This is a genomic window from Undibacterium sp. Di24W, assembly GCF_049340325.1.
Classification (GTDB): Bacteria; Pseudomonadota; Gammaproteobacteria; order Burkholderiales; family Burkholderiaceae_D; genus Undibacterium.
In genome coordinates this window covers 258,768-283,799 of the sequence record NZ_JBMPOP010000006.1, presented here as the reverse complement: position 1 = coordinate 283,799, position 25,032 = coordinate 258,768, and the positions used below count along the sequence as shown (strand labels likewise).

17 protein-coding genes are annotated in these 25,032 nt (G+C 47.1%); 6 read left to right on the top strand and 11 right to left on the bottom strand.

What is annotated here, in order from left to right:
* Positions 1-10 precede the first annotated feature (10 nt).
* The 9 genes from ACO0KZ_RS14715 to ACO0KZ_RS14675 form a co-directional block, all read right to left on the bottom strand.
* The gene (locus ACO0KZ_RS14715; protein ID WP_422996481.1) at positions 11-2,881 is read right to left on the bottom strand and encodes a PAS domain S-box protein; all 2,871 of its coding nucleotides are present in this window, start codon (positions 2,879-2,881) and stop codon (positions 11-13) included.
* Complete coding sequence (locus ACO0KZ_RS14710; protein WP_422996479.1) at positions 2,878-5,451, bottom strand: histidine kinase dimerization/phosphoacceptor domain -containing protein; 2,574 nt, start codon at positions 5,449-5,451, stop codon at positions 2,878-2,880. The genes ACO0KZ_RS14715 and ACO0KZ_RS14710 overlap by 4 nt, the downstream gene beginning before the upstream one ends.
* 75 nt (positions 5,452-5,526) lie before the next feature.
* Positions 5,527-7,647, bottom strand: a complete 2,121-nt coding sequence (locus tag ACO0KZ_RS14705) for a putative bifunctional diguanylate cyclase/phosphodiesterase (protein ID WP_422996477.1) — start codon at positions 7,645-7,647, stop codon at positions 5,527-5,529.
* A gap of 54 nt (positions 7,648-7,701) precedes the next feature.
* The gene (locus ACO0KZ_RS14700; RefSeq protein ID WP_422996475.1) at positions 7,702-8,289 is read right to left on the bottom strand and encodes a chemotaxis protein CheW; all 588 of its coding nucleotides are present in this window, start codon (positions 8,287-8,289) and stop codon (positions 7,702-7,704) included.
* A 9-nt stretch (positions 8,290-8,298) separates the two neighbouring features.
* Complete coding sequence (locus tag ACO0KZ_RS14695; protein WP_422996473.1) at positions 8,299-11,406, bottom strand: methyl-accepting chemotaxis protein; 3,108 nt, start codon at positions 11,404-11,406, stop codon at positions 8,299-8,301.
* Positions 11,407-11,675: 269 nt separating this feature from the next.
* Positions 11,676-11,957: an STAS domain-containing protein gene (locus ACO0KZ_RS14690; RefSeq protein ID WP_422996471.1), complete on the bottom strand. Its 282-nt coding sequence runs from the start codon at positions 11,955-11,957 to the stop codon at positions 11,676-11,678.
* A gap of 55 nt (positions 11,958-12,012) precedes the next feature.
* Positions 12,013-12,432 (bottom strand): response regulator, encoded by a 420-nt coding sequence (locus tag ACO0KZ_RS14685; RefSeq protein ID WP_422996469.1) that lies wholly within the window; start codon positions 12,430-12,432, stop codon positions 12,013-12,015.
* A 240-nt stretch (positions 12,433-12,672) separates the two neighbouring features.
* Positions 12,673-13,326: a response regulator gene (locus tag ACO0KZ_RS14680; protein ID WP_422996467.1), complete on the bottom strand. Its 654-nt coding sequence runs from the start codon at positions 13,324-13,326 to the stop codon at positions 12,673-12,675.
* Complete coding sequence (locus tag ACO0KZ_RS14675) at positions 13,323-14,399, bottom strand: response regulator (protein WP_422996465.1); 1,077 nt, start codon at positions 14,397-14,399, stop codon at positions 13,323-13,325. Before ACO0KZ_RS14675 ends, ACO0KZ_RS14680 begins: the two co-directional genes overlap by 4 nt.
* Before the next feature lie 375 nt (positions 14,400-14,774).
* On the opposite strand from ACO0KZ_RS14675, the gene ACO0KZ_RS14670 reads away from it, so the two are divergent.
* The 4 genes from ACO0KZ_RS14670 to lpdA all read left to right on the top strand — a co-directional run bounded on the left by ACO0KZ_RS14670 (position 14,775) and on the right by lpdA (position 19,992).
* Entirely contained in the window at positions 14,775-16,007 is a 1,233-nt protein-coding gene (locus ACO0KZ_RS14670; protein WP_422996463.1) for a 3-methyl-2-oxobutanoate dehydrogenase (2-methylpropanoyl-transferring) subunit alpha, read from the top strand.
* 3 nt (positions 16,008-16,010) lie between these two features.
* Positions 16,011-17,048: an alpha-ketoacid dehydrogenase subunit beta gene (locus ACO0KZ_RS14665; RefSeq protein ID WP_422996461.1), complete on the top strand. Its 1,038-nt coding sequence runs from the start codon at positions 16,011-16,013 to the stop codon at positions 17,046-17,048.
* 1 nt (position 17,049) lies between these two features.
* Positions 17,050-18,369, top strand: a complete 1,320-nt coding sequence (locus ACO0KZ_RS14660; protein ID WP_422996459.1) for a dihydrolipoamide acetyltransferase family protein — start codon at positions 17,050-17,052, stop codon at positions 18,367-18,369.
* Between the two features lie 213 nt (positions 18,370-18,582).
* Positions 18,583-19,992, top strand: a complete 1,410-nt coding sequence (gene lpdA / locus ACO0KZ_RS14655) for a dihydrolipoyl dehydrogenase (RefSeq protein WP_422996654.1) — start codon at positions 18,583-18,585, stop codon at positions 19,990-19,992.
* A 57-nt stretch (positions 19,993-20,049) separates the two neighbouring features.
* Here lpdA and ACO0KZ_RS14650 read toward each other — a convergent pair whose 3' ends face one another.
* Positions 20,050-21,738: a PAS domain S-box protein gene (locus tag ACO0KZ_RS14650; RefSeq protein ID WP_422996457.1), complete on the bottom strand. Its 1,689-nt coding sequence runs from the start codon at positions 21,736-21,738 to the stop codon at positions 20,050-20,052.
* Positions 21,739-21,974: 236 nt separating this feature from the next.
* Complete coding sequence (locus ACO0KZ_RS14645) at positions 21,975-22,814, bottom strand: phosphate/phosphite/phosphonate ABC transporter substrate-binding protein (RefSeq protein ID WP_422996455.1); 840 nt, start codon at positions 22,812-22,814, stop codon at positions 21,975-21,977.
* A gap of 888 nt (positions 22,815-23,702) precedes the next feature.
* Here ACO0KZ_RS14645 and ACO0KZ_RS14640 point away from each other — a divergent pair.
* Together ACO0KZ_RS14640 and ACO0KZ_RS14635 are read left to right on the top strand one after the other, a co-directional pair.
* Entirely contained in the window at positions 23,703-24,098 is a 396-nt protein-coding gene (locus ACO0KZ_RS14640; protein WP_422996453.1) for a GntR family transcriptional regulator, read from the top strand.
* A complete protein-coding gene (locus tag ACO0KZ_RS14635; RefSeq protein ID WP_422996451.1) occupies positions 24,088-25,032 on the top strand; it encodes an ABC transporter ATP-binding protein in 945 nt (314 codons plus the stop codon). The genes ACO0KZ_RS14640 and ACO0KZ_RS14635 overlap by 11 nt, the downstream gene beginning before the upstream one ends.

The window sequence follows — 25,032 nt, the reverse complement described above, 5'->3', positions numbered from 1 at the left end:
AATAGTCGTCTTATTCATCACAATTAAAATTAATAGAAAACTTACACCCATGACCAGTCTCTATACTCAATACGCCACCGATTTGGGCCACTAGATCATCGACTAATTGCAACCCCAAAGACAGCTCCCGACGTTGAGCGAAATCGCTCGGTAATCCTATGCCGTCATCAGATACCATGATGCAGACGGACTTAGTTTCAGGTTGTGGCAATAAACTAAGTTTCACCACGCCACCAAGTTCACCAGAAAATGCGTGTTTTAGAGAGTTGGAAATGAGCTCATTGACGATCAAGCCACAAGGTGTTGCCTGGTCCATACTAACGTGAACCGAATGCAAATCGAGTTCGAGTCTGACCGCGCCACCATTTGAATTGATATGAGAACGAAATGCCTGCGTGGCCAACTCTTTTAGATAATGCGCCAAATCTGCCGAGGCAAAAATACCAGAGCGATACAAGGTTTCATGCAACAAAGCCATCGATCGAATCCGACCCTGCATTTCATTCAAAACTGTCTTGGTGTTTTCCTGATTGCTACGACCAGACTCCAGGCGAAGCAGACTAGTGATCACCTGTAGATTATTTTTCACTCGGTGGTGAACTTCATTTAATAATGAAGTTTTCTCGCGCAGCGTATCTCTAAGTATGTCTTGCTCTTTCTTTTTCGCTGTAATGTCGATCATCAGGCCGCGCAACCACTTCGGCTTGCCTTCTTCCGCCACAACTTTGACGATGTCTCTTAGCCAAATCAAGTTCCCATCTCGCGCCACGAAGCGATATTCAAAATCATGATTTTCCAAGCGACCAGTACAAGCCGCGCAATAATTGACCGCATATTCCCTATCTTCTTCGTAGACTCGACTCACCCAAAATCCCGGGACTAACCAATCGCTCACAGGAAAACCCAATATGCGTTCTGCATTTTTACTCACGGAATTAAATGCGAAGGTCTTCGCGTCCGCCTCCCACACGATACCATCGGTGGATTCGACTAAGTCACGAAAACGCTGTTCGACTTCGCGTAATTTGATATCCGCCAAATAACGTTCGGATATGTCTTGAAAGGTACCGCGTAATTTGACGATTTTTTCATCGTGCCAAACGGCGAACCCTTGGGTGCGCACCCATTTATGATTTCCATTAGCCGTAATAATCGGCAACTCCAGATCGTAGGGTTCGCCTGTCGTCATCGTCTGTTGCAGCGCGTCAGTGATGACAGGTTGGGCCTCTGGCGCAAAGAGATTAATTCCGTCCTCAAGAGGGGGTTCGTTAGGGGGTGTCACCTCAGCAATGCGGAAAGTTTCTGGCGTCCATCTTAAGTCTTTGGTGAGCAAATCCAATTGCCAGCCACCGACTTTTGCCAATTCCCCCGTTTGACGTAACATTTCTCCTGTTCTTTGCAAGTCTTCTTGGACTTGATATTGGGCGGTGACATCACTAAACACGAGCACGACGCCAACAATCATGCCCTTGTTATCAAGTATTGGCGCCGCACTATCGGAGATTTGATATTCACTACCGTCGCGTGAAATTAAAGCTGTATGATTCGCCAACCCGACCACCTTGCCGTGTTCCATCACTAATTGCACAGGATTGACGCAAGGCAAACGGGTTTGGGCATTAATAATATTAAACACCGTACTTAAAGATTGACCTTGCGCATCACTTAAGGTCCATGCCGTTAGTCGACATGCGGTTTTGTTCATACGCGTAATGTTGCCTCGCGCATCTGTGGCAATCACGGCGTCGCCTATGGATTCGAGAGTAATGGATAAATTTTCTTCACTGACACGCAAACTCGCATCACGTTCTCGCAACGCGAGTAAAAGACGATTGAACCCGCCTATCAACGCGCCAATCTCATCATCTTTGGTTTCGGCCAAAGCGTCAGGAAAACTATCCTCAACACGCAATCTCGCAAGCGTGCTGGTTGCCTCCAACATGGGCTTGAGTTGATGTCGAATAATCACAAAAACTAAGCCAGTTACCATAAAACTCAATAGAACCGCAGCCCAGATCGTCCGCTCTTTCATCAATTCGATTGAAGAAAAAGCCTCCTTGGTTGGGAGTTCCGCCATCAATATCCAATTTGCAGCAGGGATACGCTTGGAGGAACTTAACATTTCGGCGCCAAACTGATCGACCAGCAAGCCAGACCCCTCGTAAGCGTCCAGGTAACGCAAAAATAGAGGATGCCTATTATCGGCCGCACGCATAATTAAGCGTTGATCGGTAGAAGTGATCACCAGCTTATGCAAAGGAGTAATCAATGCATAGTCTCCAGACTTTCCGTACTTATGGTGTGAAATCGGGTCGAGAAAACTCGATTGTGCGAGATTGGTAACACCGCCCAATACACCGATGACTTTTCCTTCAACATCACGTATCGGGGTTGCCATCACAAAAACAGGTGTGCCCAAAACTTTGCCCATTATCGGTTTACTAATCGATGACTTGCCCTCCATGGCAGCGAGAAAATAGTCACGATCCGCGTAACTCACACCGATGCGTTTCAAGGACGTAGGAACGGAAGCATTCACAACGCCATCGATAGTCGTTATGAAAGCACCAGCATTAAAAATCACGTCAAGCACGACCGACGAATCTAAATATGCCTGCATTTTTCGTGGATCATGCAGCATGTCTGCTGTAATCGCCGCAGCGACTTTTTCTATCGACTGGGCGCGAAATTTAATCGCATCATCCATCTGCGCTGCAAGTACGGTCAAAGTGGAGAATTGCTGCGCCTCAAGAGAATGCAGCATGTCCGCTTGCACAATATTGCTAACATAAACCGCTACCCCCCAAATCGAGGAAACGATAATGAGCATCGAGGTCAACATCAAACGCGTCGACAGACTTTGCCAATTCATTATTTTCATACAAATTCTCTTGGTCGCACCGTCGAGTTAGGCGCATTAATAGTCGTCGTTGGTTGTGGTAAGTCTGGAATAAACATCACCGTAAATACGGTGTTTGGCTGGTAGCAGGTTTCCAGCTTACCCTGCATTTGACTAGCGAGATCCTTAACCAATCGCAAGCCTAGAGATCGTTCACTGCGCATATCTAGATCGTCTGGCATACCGATGCCATTATCACTAATGCGCAATCGCACTTGTCCCTCGACGCCGAGACGCTGCAACGTCAGACGAATTTCTCCATCCGGCCGTCCAGAAAAGGCATGTTTGAGACTATTCGAAATTAATTCATTGACCATCAAACCACATGGCGTTGCTTGATCCATACTGACTGTGACTGTCTCCAATTCCAAATGCAGATGTATGCCCGTGCGATTGACTTGCGCGCGAAATGCATGGGTGGCAAGTTCTCTCAGATAGGCGCCTAAATCAGCCGAAGCAAAAATCCCAGAACGATAGAGTGACTCATGCAGCAATGCCATCGAACGGATACGTGCCTGCATATCATTAAGAACATTTTTCGTTTCACTATCGTCGCTACGTCCCGACTCCAGTCGTAGCAAGCTGGTAATCACTTGCAAGTTGTTTTTAACGCGATGATGTACCTCATTAAGCAGTCCAACTTTTTCTTTTAGCGAAACTTGAAGCGCCTCTTGCGTAGCGCGTTGTTCGGAAATGTCCGCGTGCGTGCCTATCATGCGAATTGCCTTGCCACCTTCATCTCGCTCGACGACCACACCGCGGTCCAGTATCCACTTCCACTCACCACTCTTGCACAAAACCCTATGAATATTCCTGTATAAAGCAGTCTCGCCATCAAGATGCAAACTCATATCTTGCGTCACCATTTTCATATCTTCAGGATGGACGCGACTCGACCATTCTTCTAGAGTATTTTTTACCTCGTCCTCAGTAAAACCTAGCATCTCCTTCCAACGACGACTGAAATATACGGAGTTATCTGCGATATTCCAGTCCCACAAGCCATCTCCACTGCCTTCAATAGCAAACTTCCACCTGAATTCGCTTTCCAGCAAATCCATTTGCGCCTGCTTTTGTTGCGTAATATCGCGGGTCACCGCCAACATCATATTCTCGCCATCTTCGGGGTTCTGAAAGGGAATCGCGTGACTTTCTAACCACCGACGCGAACCTTGTAAGCCTTTCGCTTCAAAGATCAAGGACCCGGTTTTACCGTGGATGACATCGTCAAACAAGGTCGCAAATTTTGATCGATATTCTTCAGCAATAAATGTGGTCAAACCAATGGTTTTCACTTGATCAACTGAATCGGCTTCCAGCATCTTGAGTCCAGCAGCATTCATGTCGAGCAGCTTGCCATTTGCCTTCACCAACTTGACACATTCAGGCTCCGCATCAAAAATTGCCCGGAAGCGCTTTTCACTCCAAACCAAAGCGGTATCGCGCTCACGCAATATTGTAAGTAAGTTGTTAAAATCGGTGACCAATTTTCCGATTTCGTCTTGACTGATTACGGGTATTTCTATGTTAGTGTTGAAATGCTGCGACTGAGCGATCACCACCTCATTGGCAAGCGACAAAGGTTCTAGTTGTTTACGTATCACCCATAGCAAAAAAGAGCCAGTGATCAACGTAATGAAAGCAGAGTAGAGTAGAACGCGTTGTTTGATCTGACCGATGATGGAGAAGGCCTCTGTAATTGGCGTCGAAACGACGATCAGCCAGCCTGCAGTATTGACTCTTTTCATTGAGCTCAACACATGCTCACCTTTCGGGTTTATGAGTTGACGAGAGCCTTCTACACCGTCAACAAATTGATCGATTGCTGGGTTCACGCCCAAAGCGGGCAATTGCTCCATTCTTCTTTTTGGGTCGGTCGTAGCGATAATGCGTCGGGACTTTGGCGCAACCAAGACATAGTAGCCAGTTTCCCCGTAATGCACGTTCGAAAAATAGTCAAACATACTCGGCGCATCAAGATTGATTAGCCCCGCCACAACGCCAAGGACTTGACCATCTTTGCTATGAATTGGTATCACAATCGCTGTCATCATCCTTCCAGAGGGCTCATCGACAAAAGGATCAAGCACTTTGCTGAAAGTCGGACTCGACACCGATGCAATACTCTCCACAATTTGAATTGGCAAGCGTTTATCGTTATCTTTTTGAAGTGATGCAAGTAACTGCTGATCCATACTCATCACAAATACACCAGCACTAAATTGGTCGAGAAGATGAGAATTATTATTTAGCGTAGCTTGAAGGGTGGAGGATTGATCCAAACCAATTTCACCTATGTCAGCTGACACGCCTTCAAGACGATTCAATAAAGAATTGAGCTGACTATCAACTTGCGCGGCAATTAATGTTGCCGAAGAAAATTGTTGCAAACCCATTTTTTCTGCAAGTTGACCGGAGAGAAAACGAAGACTCGCAAATGTGAGCAATACCCACCCAAGGACGCAAACAAGGAGCGTAATCAAAGTAATCCGCGTACTGATAGAATGCCAGCGTGGACGAGGAAAGTATCGATCTAAGCGCGAATTCATCATGCATCATCCGATATGTTTGCTTGGGTAGACGATGCGCCATCCGAGATTTTTATAATGATTTGCGAGCTCATCATGTCATCCCTCGATTGCCAACTTTGTCGCTGGTACAGGACGACCAAACAAATATCCCTGATAAGCATTGCACCCCATTTCCGCCAGAGCATCTCGTTGCGCTTGCGTCTCAACACCTTCTGCAATCACTTTTAGACCCAAGCTATGAGCCAAGGCAACAATCGTATGTGCGATAACGGCATCGCTGGGGTCTGTCAAAATATCGCGCACAAACGATTGATCAATTTTTAATTGAGAGAGTGGCAGTCGTTTAAGATAACTCAAGGATGAATAACCAGTGCCGAAATCATCTAAAGAAAAACTGACACCATGCGCGCGTAACGCATTCATTTTTACGATAATTTCATCGACATTGTCAGCCAACATACTTTCGGTCAGCTCCAATTTCAGTAACTTAGGATTGGCACCCGTGATGGCTAAGACGTGCTCTACTTGCGTGACGAAATCCGTTTGCGCAAATTGAAGCGCGCTGACATTGACAGCGATACTCCAGTCCGCCGCGGCTGGCGTATTTTCCCACGCGACTAGCTGCCGACAGGCTGTCTCCAGTACCCATTGTCCAATCGGTAGGATCAAGCCACTGCTTTCGGCTATAGGAATAAAATCAGCTGGTGACACCATGCCCCGCTTTGGATGATGCCAACGGACGAGCGCCTCAACACCATTGATAATCGGCGCATCATCATATTTTAATCCCGCCTTCACCTGTATCTGGTAATGCAGCAAAAATTCATGATTTGCAATGCCATTACGCAAATCATTTTCTAGCTCCATATAGGCGGCCGCTGTTTCCTGCATGTTGGGATCAAAAAACCGTATGCTATTTCGACCAGCGTTTTTCGCCTGATACATTGCCACATCGGCTTTTTTGAAAATTTCGTCTATCCCTTCCGAGTCTTGCATGAATAAGACAATCCCGATACTTGGTGTGCTGTGATACACGTGCTCGTTCAGTTGATAAGGTTGACTTAATGCCGTTAAGATCCCACTAGCGACAACCTTCGCTTCCGTCGCTGCTTCAAAATCACGGCTGCTAAGCGACTCCATCAAAATGACGAATTCATCGCCACCGATACGTGCAACGGTATTGCCCTCTCTCGCACAGTTGGTGAGACGTATTGCCACTTGCTGGAGCAATTGATCACCAAATTGATGCCCTAGTCGGTCATTGAGCATTTTAAAATGATCTAGATCGAGAAACATTAATGCACCATGCTGCCCCGTCCTACTCGCATTAATCATGGCTTGACTGAGTCGATCAATCAATAAACGACGGTTCGGCAATTGCGTTAGCGGGTCATAGAAGGCTAAGCGCCGGATCTCTTCCATATTGAGATGATGCAATGTTAAGTCACGGATCAAACCAATATAGACCGGCATCCCTCCACGCGTGATTTGCGATACTGCCAGGCTCATAGGAAATAAACTACCGTCTTTTCTTTGGCCTTCGACCTCGCGTGGCAACCCCAACATTCTTGCCTCGCCTGTGGTGTGATAGCGATCAAGATAGCTGTCATGCTGCAGCTTATCTTGAGGAGGCATCAAGAGAGAAACATTTTGACCAATCGCCTCATCAGCGGTGTAACCAAAAATTTTTGCTGCTGCTTGGTTATACGACGCCATCTGTCCGCGCGCATTGATGGTAATCACCCCATCGACCATATTGTCGAGTATGGCTTGCGTATGTGAGGCCGCCTCTTGCTGTTTTAGATCGGCATTGAATTTAAACAATGCCATCTCGATGACGGTCCGCAAATCTCTTTGGGTAAAGGGTTTCAATACGTAACCATACGGCTCAATCAACTTTGCCCGCTGCAAGACTTCATCAGCGGTGAACGAAGTCACAAAAACGACTGGCAGCCCAAAAAGTCGTCGAATTTCCTGCGCCGCATAAATACCATCCCCCTCTCCCGACAATTGAATATCCATCAAAATCAGATTGGGTCGTAACTCTCCTGCAAAAGAGATCGCCTGCTGCGCATTGGTTGCAATGCCAACTGGGTCGTAACCCAATTCCTGCAATTGCACCCGGATATCACGAGCGACGATGGCCTCATCCTCCACAATTAAAATTCGTGGCTTAATCAAGGGTTCCAAGGACAATTTTGTCGAATTTTCCAACATGATCACCAAAATTATGAGTAAGGATCTTACTTACTAAATCTGACTAAAGAAAACTCAGTTACCGCCTATCTCCACTTCACCACCCAGCGCGTGCACCGACTGACCAATTGACGATAGTTCTTGAATCGATAGGACAGTCTCCAAATTCAACAGAATGATAAATCGTCCTAACTGCTTCGCCATGCCACTGATAAAGTCTGGTCGTAGTTTCGCGCCAAAAGTGGGAGGAGGCTCGATGTCTGCAGCGGCGATATCGATGACCTCATTCACAGCATCCACCATAATCCCCAAGCTTTGGGCTTCAAACTGACCCGCTATATCTGTTTGCATCATCTCAATAATGATGATGCTAGTACGACGCGAAACAGCCGTTTCTCCCTTGCCAAAGCGCACCGCCAAGTCAACCACAGGAACGACTTTGCCGCGCAAATTGATCACACCGCGAATAAAGCTTGGCATCATTGGCACCTCAGTCAGATCGCCATACTGAATGATCTCCTTGATATTCAGTATGCCCAAGGCATACACCTCCCCACTCAAAAGAAAGGTCAGGTACTGCCCCGTGCTTGATTGCTTTTGGGTCTCACTGAGAGCTAATCCAGTCGGGGCTTCTTTTTTTTCAACATTCAAATTTGCTTGCATAGCGTTCACCTAGAATCGCTCAAATTTCGCATTATCAACACTGGAAACTGACACTGTTTTGTTTTTTCTCGAAGTGCCTGCACTGCGTTTTTCTGCCTTACCTTCATACGCTGGTTGACGCAATTTGCTACTATTGTTTTGTTCCAACTGGAAGAAACCAACCAGCTCTAATAGTTGCTCTGCTTGACTAGTCATCTCCTCGGCAGTCGCAGCCAACTCTTCACTGGAAGACGCATTCGTCTGCGTGATTTGATTCATTTGATTCATCGCGGTATTGATCTGTCCAACACCGACAGACTGTTCTTGCGATGCCGCGGCAATTTCTTGCACCAAATCAGAAGTGCGTCCAATCCCCGGCACGATCTCGTCAATCAGGTCGCCCGCACGCTCCGCCATCTTGACGCTACCACTCGCTAAGTCACCGATCTCTTTGGCGGCAATTTGACTACGTTCAGCTAATTTACGAACTTCCGCCGCGACCACAGCAAATCCCTTACCATGCTCACCCGCGCGTGCTGCTTCGATCGCCGCGTTCAATGCCAGCATATTGGTTTGATAGGCGATGTCGTCGATAATGCCAATTTTTGAAGCGATATCCTTCATCGCGGTGACCGTCTTCTTGACCGCCTCACCGCCTTCGATAGCCTCCTTGGATGCCTTGCCCGCGATGCCATCGGTAATCTTGGCATTTTCTGCATTTTGATTAATACCTGCTGCCATCTCTTCTATGCTGGCGCTGGTTTCTTCTACGCTGGCAGCTTGCTCACTCGCCGCTTGAGATAATGCTTGGGACGTGGCACTCACTTGTTCTGATGCGTTAGACAATGCGTCGGTAGCATTGATCACATCCATGACGATACTGGCAAGCTTATCAACCGTTTCATTGCTGGCGGTTTTGAGTTCACCGAATGTTCCTGCATAGTCTTTATCGATAGTCTGAGTCAAGTCACCTTGTGCCAAAGCCGCCAAAACACGTAACACTTCATTTAGGCCGACTTCACTGGTTTCCATTAAGCGATTGATGTCCTTGCTCAGCTTTGCGAAAAAGCCTGTCTTTCCTTCTTCATTGAGGCGGGACGTAAAATTACCCATCACCGCACCTTCAACGATGTTGCCAACTTCTTTCTCAACATTTACTTCCGCGGTACGATCTGCCCACTCCACCACGGTACCAACTCGCTCACCATTCGCGTCAATGATAGGGTTTGCAATTAAACCAAAGTGCAGATTGCCGACTTGAATTTGGGTGCGGTAAGTCGTCTTTAACGCTGCCAACATATTGCGTTGATGGGCGGGATTTTTGTGGAAAACGTCGATGTTTTCGCCGATCAATTGACGTGAATTAAAGTTAGGCAGAACCTTACGTAACTCAGACTCATTACGCTGCATCATCTCGGTCACAGTTTCGTTCATGTAGATGATGTGGTTGTTGACATCGGCAATCATGACATTGGTGGTGCATTTGTCTAATGCATTTTTGATGCGAGTATTTTCTGCTCCCAGCTTAAGTTCTACCTCACGCGCTGCAATCTCCAAGGTCTTGTCAGCCCACTCGACGACGGTACCTTGGCGCACACCGGCCTTATCGACGATCGGTGTAGCGATGAGTCCAAATATGCGGCCACCCACGGTAATCTGTGTACGATAAGTGTCGCGCAAACGCGCTAGCATGTCGCGTTGATGGGCGGGATTTTTATGGAAAATATCGATATTACTACCCATGACTTTGCTGGTAGCAAAGTTAGGAAGATCTTTGCGGATATCATTCTCTGCAGTGGACAACATGGTACTGACCGATGCATTCATAAAAATCACATTATTGCCTGCATCAGCAATCATGACGCTACTCGATACGGATTCCAATGCCGTGCGTAAGCGGGCATTAAAACCAGCTGCGGCATCGGCTTCGCGCAATTTTTCTTGGGTTTGACCGAGTGCTTCTAACAACTGACCTACTTCGTCATTGCCTATGCTCCCCAGATCTTCATCAAAACGTCCATTGCCCAAGCTACGCGCCACATTAACGGCGCGCTCGATGGGTACTATGATGGAACGCGTGATCAAATAAGCCAGCAAAATCCCCACCGCGATTGCCAGCACTAAGATAGCTATCGTGATCTTAAATGCACTTGCCGCTGAACTTTCAGCTTCGTCTGCACCGCTGATAATCAGTTTTCGTTGCGACTCCACCATGTCTTCTAAAGCTTTATTTAGCACAGTAAAATCTTGACGTAATTCGCCAAAAACCAGATTTTCTGCCTCTGCTCGCTTACCGTCATCAACCAATCTAATTATCCTATCCAAGACATCCTTATAAGCCGTGCGGGTCCTTTTTATTTCAGCAAACAAAGCCTTACCTTCAGGGGTATAGAGCAGCGGTTCGAGCTTATCTAAGGCCTCGGTGACTTTCGCGCGGTTAAAACCTATTCTCTCCTTGGCGGTATTGATATGATTTTTGTCGGCGGTAGCGACTAATTCGGTAGCACGTGTCGCGTTTGCCCGAGAATAAACCAAGGCTTGATAAGCATAATCGGCTTTCTTGAAGTCTTTATCGCCAATTTTTTGGATAGTTGCATCGAGCTTTTTAGTTTCCGAGATGCCAAACAAGCTAATCCCGAGAAGAATTGTTAATAACGCTCCAAATCCTATATACAGGCGCATACCAATCTTAAAATTACTCAAATTCATGATCCATTTCCTTTGCATGTTGTTGTTGCTTGCTGCTTGCATCATGACTTGTGCCATGACGCCATAAACTTCGCTCCACGCTGCTTTTACTTGAGGCGTAAAAGCAGCACCCAAGCCTTGACCTAAAGTCTTGAGTAATGCAGCACCGACGATTTGGTAATGTCCATCACGAACGCCATACTTAGCGTGACGCTTCCCTAGTGATTGCAAGATCGGTATGAGACTGTTTAAATCGTCGAGTTTCCCTACTGCCGCGCCTATCATCTGCATGAGCTTTTGGCCTTGAGCCTGCATGTCACCTTTGAATAGGCGTTGCAAACTAGGATCAGCCTGAAAGAGATTTTTATAGAATAACTCGGCAGCTTGAGGTGAAATCTTAGCGACGTCTTTCCACGTACTTTGCACCAGTTGTATCGTTTCTTGTCTCACGCAAAAAATCTCCTTTTTCTAAATCTAGATCAGTCGCTATCTGAAAAATGGCATGAACCGCATGAAGAATCGCAGCGATAGTATCTGCTGGCTGCTCATCATGCTCCAGGCCAAGCAATCCATCTTCCATGTCTTACAGTAACTCGCGGCTTCCCACTATAAATGTGTCGAGTGCGACGCCCATTTCATCTTCGAGACTCATGACGACTTCCCAAGCTTAACGATATTGTGAATAACTTTCAGCAGCGTGACAAAGACGACGACCTAAATCAGGTTAATACCACCTGATCACCAAATATGCCTGTCATATTAGTCATCTCTAGAACATCCAGCACCGCTTTGCTATGCATCACATAATGTAGTGTTTTTTGGTGTTGAATCGCCGCCTGTTTCAGTACAATCAAAACCTGTAATCCAGCCGTGTCAAACTCACTCACCTGTGACAAATTCACTTCTAGCTCATCCGCACTTTGTAGAAATGCCAACAGACTTTGCTTTTCGTTCGACGCTGTATAAATTGAGAGTTCACCACTGACGGTATAGGATTCCATGTGCAGTCCTTTGACGATTTCTGTTTGTAACTCTGTGTTTTAAGGAAACATCCAACTAAGAAACTTGATCTGGTGTGACAAATTTCCCATCGAACTTCACCGCATTTTTCTGATCAACTAAATTTTGTATCCAAGGTAATAAATGGTTGACCAAATCCGCTTTCGCAACTACGCCGAGCGCACCATGACTCTTTGCAATATCGCCATACACCGCGACCTCGTGCATGGTGACAAACAAAATCGCTGGCGCTTGTACCCATTTTTTGAGTTCCAAGGCTACTTCCAAGCCTGTCTTCTTTGGCATAGCAATATCTAACAGGATGACATCAGGTTTGAGCGCTTCCGCTTTTATCAAAGCCTCTTCACCATCGCTCGCTTCCCCAATGACGAAAACCTCATTAAAACGCGCCAACAGCTTACGAACTACCCCGAGGAACAGGTCATTATTATCAACAATGAGAACTTTCAATGACATAATTTGTGCAGTTCATGTAGTTTTCGGGATGATGAGTCACCCATGCACCAAGCCGTTGTATGGCTCGGTAACAAGTCATGTTATTGCCAACCAGCATGATTAGATATCAGGTCAATACCTGAGTCCGCGCAGAGAAACACCCGATTTCCAAAAAGACAATAGAGGGAAGAGAATTTACCAACAAGTTGAATTGCGATCAAAGTTTCACTTTGAATCGTCATCGCTACAAAGATTTGTTTTTTAGTCTGACGTGATCAGACCAACGCGTATAGCGTAACGCACCAAACCAGTGACTTCGTGGATGTCTAGCTGTTTCATCAATTGGCTGCGATGCGTGTCTACCGTTTTGATAGAAAGCGTCAACAGGCGTGCAATTTCTTTACTGCTCTGACCTTGCGCCAACATTTTGAGCACTTCGCGTTGACGTGGCGTCAACACTTCATCGACAGCGTTTTCACTGCGCAACCTTTGCACATAGTCAACCATCACGCCTTTGGTAATCGCCGGACTCAAATAAATTTCGTTCTTCAGTACCGTATTGATCGCTAATTCGAGCTCCGTGGTGGCGGCATCTTTCAATAAATACGCAGCAGCTCCATGTCTCAAGGCCTGTTTTACGTACTCTTCATTTTGATGCATGGACAAAATAATGATTTGGATATGCGGCAAGTCTTGTTTAAGGCGCATTGTTGCCTCTAAGCCGTTAACGCCAGGCATAGCAATGTCCATCAAGATGATCTCTGGCTGCAAACGGTGTGCCATTTCAAGCACTGCCGTGCCATCTGCAGCTTCTCCTATCACCTCAACGTGACACATGGCTTCTAACAACTTGCGCAAGCCAGCTCGAACCAAAGTGTGATCATCGGCCAATATGACCTTTACAGGCAACCTCATGTTGGTAGCACCAATTCCAATGGGCATTGCAGCGTTATCTGACATCCTTGTCCAATCGCAGAGTCTATCGTAAGTTTCCCACCAATCAGCATGGCACGTTCCTGCATGCCTAGTATGCCGATACTCTTGCCCTGCGTCGCGTTTTTTTGCATGACAGCAGTGTCGAAGCCTTGACCATTGTCAGCAACACCGAGGTGCAGATGTTCACCATCATGGCGTAATTCGATGAGGACTTCATCCGCATTAGCGTACTTCGCAATATTCGTCAGTGCTTCCTGAACGATCCTAAAACAGGCGGTTTCGATCTCTGGTAGAAACCTGACAGCCTGAGGCGCAAATTGAAAGCGAACATCAAGACCCGTGCGTGTCGCAGTTTGATCTGCTAACCAGCGTATCGCAGACGCCAGGCCAAGATCATCAAGCATCGAAGGTCTGAGTGCTAAAGAAATACGTCGAATCTGCTGAATCGCATCTTCAACGATTCGAATATTCTCCGCATTCAACTCCGCAGGATTTTGATCTTTGAATAGTTCTGCACTTTGCAAATTAATTTTGATCGCGGTTAACGATTGTCCAAGCTCGTCATGTAATTCAATCGCGATACGCCGGCGTTCCGACTCTTGTACCTGCAAAACACGGCGCGATAAAGTTTGTAATTGCTCCATGCTGTGACGTAATTTAGTCTCGGCTTGGTGTTTGTAGATTGCCATATCGATGATGAGGGGAAGTTCACGCGCAGTAAATGGTTTCAAAATAAAACCGTATGGCTGACTCAGTTTGGCACGATCAATGATCTCTTTCGCATCGAATGAGGTGATAAATACCACTGGCGTATGTAAATCGGCTCCAATGATTTTTGCGGCCGCAATACCGTCCATTTCTCCGACCAATTGGATATCCATCAAGACAACATCGGGTGCCATTTCCCTCACCAGGTTAATTGCTTGTTGTCCCGTCGACGCGCAGGCAACCACAATGTACCCAAAGCTCCTTAATTGCTGCTCCATATCTAGGGCAACAATACTTTCGTCCTCAACAATTAGAACTTTGGCGGCATTCTTAGGAACTGTCATTCAATATCCAAAAAAACTTTTACGAATGTTATCAATAAGAACTAGGGAAAATCTTGCAAAATTACCATAGCACAACTTTCCAAATAACAACAATTTAATTCTAAAAATTTGTCTTATTTAGGTTAATTTCAGCATTTCCCCCGAGCCAATAACTGGCTTAGTGCACGAATCAAAAAAAGTCACACAGCCTATACATAGTAGCTTGCCAAGCCGGAGTGATTTGTGGATACTTTGCACCAGAAAGTGATAAGGCTTTCGATTAGCGCCATTCCAAAAGAAATGCGCTCATTAATAAAGAGACGAGCCGCGTCCTACCACACGATGCGGTGAAAATATGATTAACGTTGCTCAACACAATTGGGCAAGGAGACTTACATGCCACAAACAGAACCGTTACGTTTACACGTACCGGAGCCCACTGGCCGCCCCGGCCAAACTACCGACTTTTCTTATTTGCGACTGTCGCCAGCAGGTGAAGTACGTCGACCGCCGATCGATGTGACACCGGTCGATACGCGAGATATGGCGTATTCGCTGATACGCGTGCTGGATGAGCAGGGCAATGCGGTCGGCCCTTGGGTACCGGACATCAGCATAGAAACTTTGCGCGCGGGAATGCGGGCGATGATGAAAACGCGCGTGTTCGATTCGCGTATGCTGATCGCGCAGCGTCAAAAGAAAATGTCCTTCTACATGCAAAGCTTGGGTGAAGAAGCGATTGGTGCGGCGCAAGCGATGGCTTTGAATCGTGACGATATGTGTTTTCCCACCTATCGCCAGCAAAGTATTCTGATGGCACGTGATGTGCCTTTGCATGGTTTGATTTGCCAACTGATGTCGAACGAAGGCGACCCGTTGAAGGGACGCCAGTTACCGGTCATGTATTCAATCCGTGAAGCCGGCTTCTTTTCGATTTCTGGCAATCTGGCGACGCAATACATTCAAGCGGTCGGCTGGGCTATGGCATCGGCAATTAAGAACGATACTAAGATCGCGTCGGCATGGATCGGTGATGGTGCGACTGCAGAAGCGGACTTCGATACGGCGTTGACGTTCGCGCACGTGTATCACGCACCGGTGATCTTGAATGTGGTAAATAATCAATGGGCGATTTCCACTTTCCAAGCGATTGCTGGTGGCGAGAACACGACCTTCGCAGCGCGCGGCGTCGGTTGCGGCATTGCTGCTTTACGTGTCGATGGTAATGATTTCCTCGCTGTCTATGCGGCATCCAAATGGGCGGCAGAACGTGCGCGTAGCAATCTCGGTCCTACACTGATTGAATGGGTCACCTATCGTGCAGGTCCCCACTCAACTTCGGATGATCCATCAAAATATCGTCCTTTGGATGATGCGACTCACTTCCCTTTGGGCGATCCTATCGCTCGTTTGAAACAATATTTAATCAATCAAGGAGCATGGTCCGAACAAGAGCATGAGGATACCCAAAAAGAATTAGAGGCGATGGTGATCGCTGCACAGAAAGAAGCTGAAAAATTTGGCTCTCTGGCAGACAACCATGTATTTAGTCCGGCAGAAATGTTTGAGGACATCTATGAGCACATGCCTGAGCATTTGCGTCAGCAACGCCAACAATTGGGGATCTAAAAAATGACTGAAGATGTAAGAGGAAAATCCACGCCCATGACCATGATCCAAGCGCTGCGTTCAGCGATGGATGTGATGTTAGAGCGTGATGACAATGTGGTGGTGTTCGGGCAAGACGTAGGTTATTTCGGTGGCGTGTTCCGTTGCACCGAAGGTCTGCAAAAGAAGTACGGCAAATCGCGTGTGTTTGATGCGCCAATTTCTGAAAGTGGTATCGTTGGCGCAGCGGTCGGCATGGGCGCATACGGTTTGCGTCCAGTAATCGAAATTCAATTTGCTGATTATATTTATCCCGCGTACGATCAAATCGTGTCGGAAGCGGCTCGTTTACGTTTCCGCTCTGCCGGTGATTTCATCGCACCGCTGACCATACGTACGCCTTGCGGTGGGGGTATCTATGGAGGACAAACGCATAGCCAAAGTCCGGAAGCGGTATTCACCCATGTATGCGGTTTGCGCACCGTGATGCCGTCTAATCCTTATGACGCCAAAGGTTTGTTGATTGCCTCGATTGAAAACAACGATCCCGTCATTTTCTTAGAACCAAAACGTATTTATAACGGTCCGTTTAATGGTCACCATGATCAACCCGTTGTTCCCTGGTCCAAGCATCCCATGGGCGATGTGCCTGAGGGTTATTACACCGTGCCATTGGAATCGGCATCTGTATTCCGCGAAGGTAAAGACCTGACGGTGTTAACGTACGGCACCATGGTGTGGGTATCCGAAGCAGCAACGGCAGAAAGTGGCGTCGATGCCGAAATCATTGATTTACGTAGCATTTGGCCTTTAGATTTGCCAACTATTTTAGCCTCGGTGAAAAAGACAGGTCGTTGCGTGGTCGTGCATGAAGCCACGCGCACAAGCGGCTTTGGAGCTGAATTGACCGCACTAGTACAGGAACATTGTTTCTACCATCTCGAAGCCCCTATCGAGCGCGTCACTGGTTGGGATACACCCTACCCGCATGCGCAAGAGTGGGATTACTTCCCTGGTCCAGCCCGCGTTGCCGCGGCATTCAAACGTGCGATGGAGAAATAAGATGGGTATTCATGTCATTAAAATGCCGGATATCGGCGAAGGTATTGCAGAAGTTGAATTGGTCGCGTGGAATGTCAAAGTCGGCGACATGATCACCGAAGATCAGGTCATGGCGGATGTCATGACGGACAAAGCCACTATCGAAATTCCTAGCCCAGTGCATGGCAAGGTCATCGCGCTTGGTGGTGCCGCTGGTCAAGTGATGGCGGTTGGATCCGAATTGATTCGTATTGAAGTTGAAGGTGCGGGCAATGTGGATGCGAATGCATTCTCACCAGCACCAGCTCCGACGAAAGCTGCACCGGCTGCTGCCGCCCCTGCCCCTGCAACAGTTGCTGAGAAACCAGCTGCACCAACAGCAACACCTGCAAACGCGCCTGCAGCGGCAGCAGCTGCCTCGGTAGCGAAAACCAGCAGCAGCGTTCCAAGCGCAGCACGCGCCAATGGTGAAAAACCTATCGCCTCACCCGCAGTACGTCGTCGCGCTTGGGATCTTGGTGTGGAATTGCAATTCGTTCCGGGCACGGGTGCAGCGGGTCGCATCACGCAAGACGATTTAGATGCCTACGTCGCGCGCGGATCTGCACCGATTGCTTCTGGCGGTAACAGCTATCGTGAACTGCACGAAGAAACTGCAATTCCCGTCATCGGCCTGCGTCGCAAAATCGCGCAAAAAATGCAGGATGCCAAACGTCGCATTCCGCATTTCTCTTACGTCGAAGAAGTCGATGTCACCGAACTAGAAGCGCTACGTACACAGCTCAATCAGAAATGGGGCAAAGAGCGTGGCAAACTGAGCTTGTTGCCACTCTTGATGCGCGCTGTCGTATTAGCGGTACGCGACTATCCGCAAATTAATGCGCGTTACGATGATGAAGCCGGTGTCGTCACGCAATTTGCCGCCGTCCATTTAGGTATCGCAGCACAAACCCCAGCGGGCTTGATGGTACCGGTCGTTCGTCACGCCGAAGCACGTGATTTGTGGGGCAATGCGAATGAGATGGGACGCCTCGCTGAAGCTGCACGCATAGGTAAAGCGACGCGCGAAGAATTGTCGGGCTCAACGATTACGATTTCCAGTCTAGGTGCATTAGGCGGCATCGTGTCGACACCCGTCATCAATTCACCTGAGGTAGCAATCATCGGCGTAAACAAAATGGTGGAACGTCCAATGATACGTAATGGTCAAGTCGTCGCTCGTAAGATGATGAATCTGTCCTCCTCATTCGATCATCGCGTGGTCGATGGCATGGATGCGGCGCAGTTTATTCAAACCATACGCGGCTATTTGGAATGTCCGGCTACGCTGTTTATTGATTAGATAGCTCCCTCTCCCGCAAGCGGGAGAGGGTTGGGGTGAGGGAGATTCAGAAATGTGTGTCGCAAAAAAAAGAGGAATATAGAAAGACGTGAAACCGCTCGTATTTTTCCAATTCACGGTACTTCCAAGCCCCCTCATCCCCGACCCTTCTCCCGCTTGCGGGAGAAGGGAGTGTGACATTACAGAATTCAGACAATACTAATTTCGGAACACATCATGCAAACACAATCCACAACCCTAGTCGTCATCGGCGGTGGCCCTGGCGGTTACATCGCAGCCATCCGCGCTGCGCAATTGGGTATCGCCACCATTTTGATCGAAGGCGACCAACTCGGCGGCACTTGCCTTAACATCGGCTGCATTCCTTCCAAAGCGCTCATCCACGCTGCCGAGGAATTTGAAAAAGCCAAACATTATTCACATGGTTCGTCTATCGGCATACAGGTCAGCAATCCCAGCATCAACATCACACAAACTGTCAGCTGGAAAGATGGCATCGTTAAACGCTTAACCACAGGCGTTGGCGCATTACTTAAGAAAAACGGCGCGCAAGTCGTCAAAGGCTGGGCGCAGATTCTTGATGGTAAAACCGTAGCGGTCATGCAAGACGGCAAAGAAGTATCACGCATCACTTGCCAACATCTATTGATCGCTTCCGGTTCAACGCCAGTAGAGCTTCCTTTCATGCCGTTTGGTTCTGGTAGTGGAAAAGTCGTCAGCTCGACAGAGGCATTATCTCCCACTGAAATCCCTAAAAAATTAGTCGTCGTCGGCGGCGGCTACATCGGTTTGGAACTCGGTATCGCGTATCGCAAACTCGGCGCAGAAGTGGCCGTAGTCGAATCCTTAGATCGCATCTTGCCAGCCTATGACGAAGACCTGACCAAGGTCGTGAAGACTGCACTCAAACAATTGGGTGTGGAAGTGCATCTCGGTTTGACAGTACAAGGTTTGAATGCAACAGGCGATGCCGTGCGTGTAAAAAATGCGGCCGGTGAAGAATCTGAACTAGCCTGCGACAAAGTCTTAGTCGCCGTTGGACGCCGTCCACGTACACAAGGTTTTGGATTAGAAAGTCTGATGTTAGACATGAACGGCCGCGCCATCAAAATTGACGATCAATGCCGTACGTCCATGCGTGACGTGTGGGCGATCGGCGACGTAGCGGGCGAACCGATGCTCGCACATCGCGCCATGGCACAAGGCGAAATGGTGGCAGAAATTATTGCCGGTAAACGTCGTCATTTCACGCCTGCCTCGATACCTGGCGTGTGCTTCACCGATCCAGAATTAGTCGTGGTCGGCAAATCACCGCAAGAAGCACAAGCTGCCGGCATAGAACACATCACCGCCATGTTCCCATTCGCCGCCAATGGTCGCTCTATGACTTTGGAGTCGAGTGAAGGTTTTGTGCGTGTCGTTGCTCGTAAGGACAATCACTTAATCGTCGGTTGGCAAGCGGTAGGTAAAGGTGTCTCCGAACTGAGTGCGGCGTTTGGCTTGTCTTTGGAAATGGGTTCAACTTTAGAAGATGTGGCTGGCACTATTCACTCTCATCCTACTCTGGGAGAGGCGGTTCAAGAAGCAGCTCTGCGTGCCTTGGGACATGCTTTACATATTTAAGCGCCACCCTATAGCTCAAGTCATACATGACAATATGACTTGAGTCTATTTAGAGCTTCAAGCATTTTTCAATGAAAACCAAAATACCGTCCCGACGCCCTGCTGGGTACGAAATCCGATCTCGCCTCCCATTGCTTCAACCAGTACTTTGCTAATTTTCAAGCCTAAACCTGTACCACCTTGTTGCCGCGTATTACCGCTACTTGCTTGTGCAAAGGCACTAAAAATCTTATCTTTGAAATCTTCTGCTATCCCATCTCCATGATCTTCCACCTCGATTATGGTTGAATCTGAGTTGAAAATTGCTCGCACATCGACTACTTTCGACTGACCAGAAAACTTCGCAGCATTCGAGAAAAGATTGGCTAATACCTGAGCAATACGAGCCGGATCACCTGACACGTGGGCCGCGTCAGGCAAAGATTGCAGTCTTAATGTCACCTCATATTTATCCGCATAGGCCGTATTATCGGCAACCGATTGATTGAGCACGCTGACAATATCGACACGGCTAATTTTCATTTCCATCTTACCCGCGACGAGCTTTTCCATGTCTAACAAATCATTAATCAGCAAGATCAAGCGTTCACTATTTTTTTGCGCCAAGCCGACCATTTTTTTTGCTTCTGGATTCAATTCACCTGTAACGCCAGCCACAACTAATTTGAGCGAGCCGTGAATAGAGGTTAATGGCGTTCTTAATTCGTGACTCACTGTTGATACAAACTCAGACTTCAGACGGTCAAGTTTTCTTCGTTCAGAAATATCCCTTAGCACGCCGATAAAAATCGTGTCATCTCTATCGCGGCATTTTGAAATCGCCAAATCAGCGGGGAAAACCGTGCCGTCTTTGCGTTTAGCTTCGACTTCTCGACCAACCCCGATTATTTTGGAACTTCCGGTTCGTCCATAGTTTGCCATGTGTCCGTCATGTTGACCGGCAATCGGTTCGGGCATCAAAATAGAAATATTCTTCCCAACCAATTCAATCGCTTCATACCCAAAAATCTTAGTTAATGCAAAATTACAAGAGCGTATTTCACCATTTGACTCAGTAACGACAATGCCGTCTGCCAGATTCTCCAAAATCGCCTGATTTTGCGCCATTCGATCCAATAAATTTCGCTCATGTGATCGAATCATGATCGAAAACTGATTTAGAGCGCGACTCAATTCATAGATTTCATGAGTTTTTTGATACACCGGTAACTGACGACCGGACCGTATTTCGGAGACCGTCGCAAACGCCGTGATTTCTTGCAAGAATCGCATCGGCACGCGCATCCATAGCCATAGCAGCACCATCACCAGGATCGAGGTGAAGCCAACAGCCAGAAAGGTAATGACTAATAGACTTGCAGTTGTTTCCTTTAACAGATCAAGAGAATACTCAACTCCGACATACCCCACAGCACTACCGTCACCAATCTGATGCCAGATCATCAGGTCTTTATGTGGCAAGACCCAGAATGCAAGCTCCTTTCTTTCACTTCCTGCGACCTCATCAACAACCAAAGGCTGATCCAGCACCATGGGTTTTTGTTGGGAAATCTCATATACGATTCTTGAACCTTGCTTAGTCTTCAGCGCTTTTAACAAAGTTTTGTAGTTTGCATCGAGGATCGTGATCGACTCAACGTAAGAGAAGCTAGCATTCAATAATAAAATTTCTTCCAGTGCTAACAGATCAGAAGTTAACACATGATTCGCCGCTACCGAGGATACATTTTTTGTTAGGAACAACATCTGGTCATCAATCAATGCTCTCGATCGATGTAAAGAGTAAATCGAAAAAAAGCTGCCAAAAAAAAGCGAGATCAGTAACACCGAAGCGCCGACAAAAAATAAAATTTGCGAAGAAAGTCGATGCGGCAGCCAACGTCTGTCAACAAAAAAAGATAACCATTTTCTCAGCATATTAAGGCCCGACTTCCTATTATCTTTGCATGCGGATAAACCGATCTATCCTGCTGTTTTGTGTCCTAATCTTTTTCGACAAGCACATATTTATCAATCTTCAGTTTTTCCAAAGGCAGATAATCGCTGTCGTAATTTGCCATCACAGGATTCGGAATGCGTACTTCTTTTAACAATCCTTCCCCCGTAGCATCGTTTTTCAAGGCCAAGAATGCGGATAGAATAGTTTGGACAATTTTCGGTGGAACACGCGGATGCGCCACCAAAGGGTGAGATGCGCTGAGCGGTGTTTGATACAAAATACGTAAAGCCCCTTTTACATCTGGGTTTTCATCATTCAAAGTATTGTTCACACCGCCGCCGGCAGCGACACCACCGTTCAAAATATTACGATAGACATTGCCATGCGTATTAAGATATTTTTCGCGATAAGAGACTTTGGCGTCGCTTAGTAATGCACGCATAAACAAAGATGCACCAAATGCGTTAGGCGCTGGAAATCCTATTTCTTTACCCTCCAAATCCTGCAAAGTCTGATAGGGGCTATCTTTGCGAACTAACAGAATTCCGCTTAGCGGCTTTGCGTCTTTTAAAAATGGGAGATAGCCCTTGGCAGCTTTTGCCATCACCGCATGGTAGGGATTCACCAACGCTATATCAGGATCTCCACGCAATAGACTTTTTTCGAATTTCGGAATACTAGACATCATCACTAGCTGAAGTGTAATCCCAGTGTCATGCGAGATTCGATTTAATAGTGGTGTCCATTCGGCATGTAATTGGGAGGGGTTATACTGAGGCACCACATAGACTTTAAATGTTTCTGCACGAGCTACATTCGAGGTAAAAAACATCGACATACACACAAAAAACATTAGCGAAATCCGAGACTTACACTTAGTCATTTCATCCTCATATTTCAGTAAAATGCCTACACTGATTAACTACTTAGGATACGATTTTTCCGTATTTACAAACTGCATATAGCTTTGGCCAGATAACGCGAAATACACTTGCCTATTTGGGTAAATCGACCTTGTGCAATGCATCGCTGCTACTGTCGATGAAACCTTAGCTTTGCCATTAATTGAAAGCTGGTTTTGGACAACTGCAACTGTGCAGCCCTGCTGTTTTACAACTCGCGCTGACGACGCCTTCAGCCCTTGTTTCTTCGTTGGCGCACCTAGTCGAACTATCACTCGCCTCCAGGCGCTTCTACTAATCGTTAAAATTTATGCGCTTAGATCATGAGCATCCTCGTCTTTAGAAAGTTTAGCAATAAAAACGAGAGGCTAATCACGATTTCCTCTTTCTTGCGACTCTGCTATTGCTGCAAGAACGATGCTATGGGTTTAGTAAGCATGCAAATCGATTGCGCAATGCGCTAAAGCGAGTTTGTCTTGAGAGTATTAAATTAAGGAAGCGACTTGGCAAGTAATTTGTTAAAAATTGCCTGATTGACTTCAAAAATGTCGTTGGCGCAATCAATTCATATCAATCCTTCAACAAGGATTGATGTTTCACAAAAGTTCAGTACTAAATCAATGTGCAATGCAATAAGAAAAGCACGTCGGTATGCAAGTCTAGGGCGTCAAAGTCATTATCGTGGAATATTGGGCTTTAGAAGGTTGAGCGTTCTCAGTCAACAAGACACCAACCGAGCCGCGACATCGCAAACAATAGTCTCGTTTCATATTTCGTCTAACACAAGGCACTCACCGAGTAATTTCTATTTGCTCGCCCAACAATCTTCACTTGCGTTGCGTATTATCGTAGTGATACACTAATTCGCAATGAATTACGATATCCACCCTTCCAGTAGCACACCCATATTTCGCCAGATCATCGATCAGGTAAGGCGTTTTATTGCCAGTGGGCAGTTGCGCTCAGGTGACACATTGCCTTCGGTGCGGACGGTCGCTATGCAGCATGCGATTAATCCTATGACTGTCAGCAAGGCCTACAACATGTTGGAGATCGAAGGTGTATTAGTGCGCATGCGTGGGGTCGGCATGGTGATTGCAGAGCGGCGCAATACGGCAAAAGACAAAACTAATCTAGCCATGCCTTCGATGTTGAGCGCAGCCCAAGTGGCTCATCAACTTGGTCTGGAAAAGACGCAAGCACTGAAATTATTTGAGCAGGCATTAAAAACAATAGAGAACGAGAGTAGAAAAAATGCAGACTAAGACCACAGCATCAGCCGCCAAGCCATTCGCGATTACCTGCGAAAACCTGCATTTTTCTTATAGTTTCAAATCGATATTGCAAGACGTCAATCTAGCGATCCCTCATGGCGCAGTGGTGGGTCTCATTGGCGCCAACGGCTGCGGTAAATCGACGCTATTGCGTTGTCTGGTCGGATTACATAAGCCGCAGCAAGGCGAAGTACGCCTTTTCAATACGCCGGTATTAGAAATGGACGATACGATACGCGAACGACTTGGCTTTGTAGCACAGTCCGCCGATTTATTTCCTTGGTTGACCGTTGAAAGGCATATCAAGATGATAGGACAAGCCTATCCAAAATGGCGCGAACGACGTGCCATCGAATTGGCGCTGCGCTTGCGTCTGCCTATGGGACGCGAAGTAAGTCAACTATCGGGAGGCGATCAACAAAAATTGGCGGTGGTGCTCGCGCTCGCGCATCAACCAGATTTAGTTATTTTGGATGAGCCAGTATCTAGCCTCGATCCTTTGACAAGACGCGATTTCATGCGCTCCTTGTTTCAAGATGAACGACCAATCTTTGCTGACTCTATCGATAAGAATGCTATGCCGGACAGCAGCGCCGAATACGCTCCTACCATTCTTATCTCCAGCCATTTATTGAGCGACTTAGAACGTGTAGTGTCTCATGTTGCCTTCATGCGCGATGGCAGAATACAGTTATTTGAAGAATGGGATGCGGTTTTGGAGTTTGTTCGAATCTTGCCAAGGTCGATATTCGACCTACCACAATCGCTGTGTATTGCCGAAAATCGAGAGGAATGTATCGTCGACATACGCCATTTAAATGACTGGCTAAAGAGAAACCCAGAGACTAAATTTAACATCGACGACATCATTACAGCACCGTCTATCAATGGTCTCGATGATCTTTTCATCGCCTTGAATTCTTGA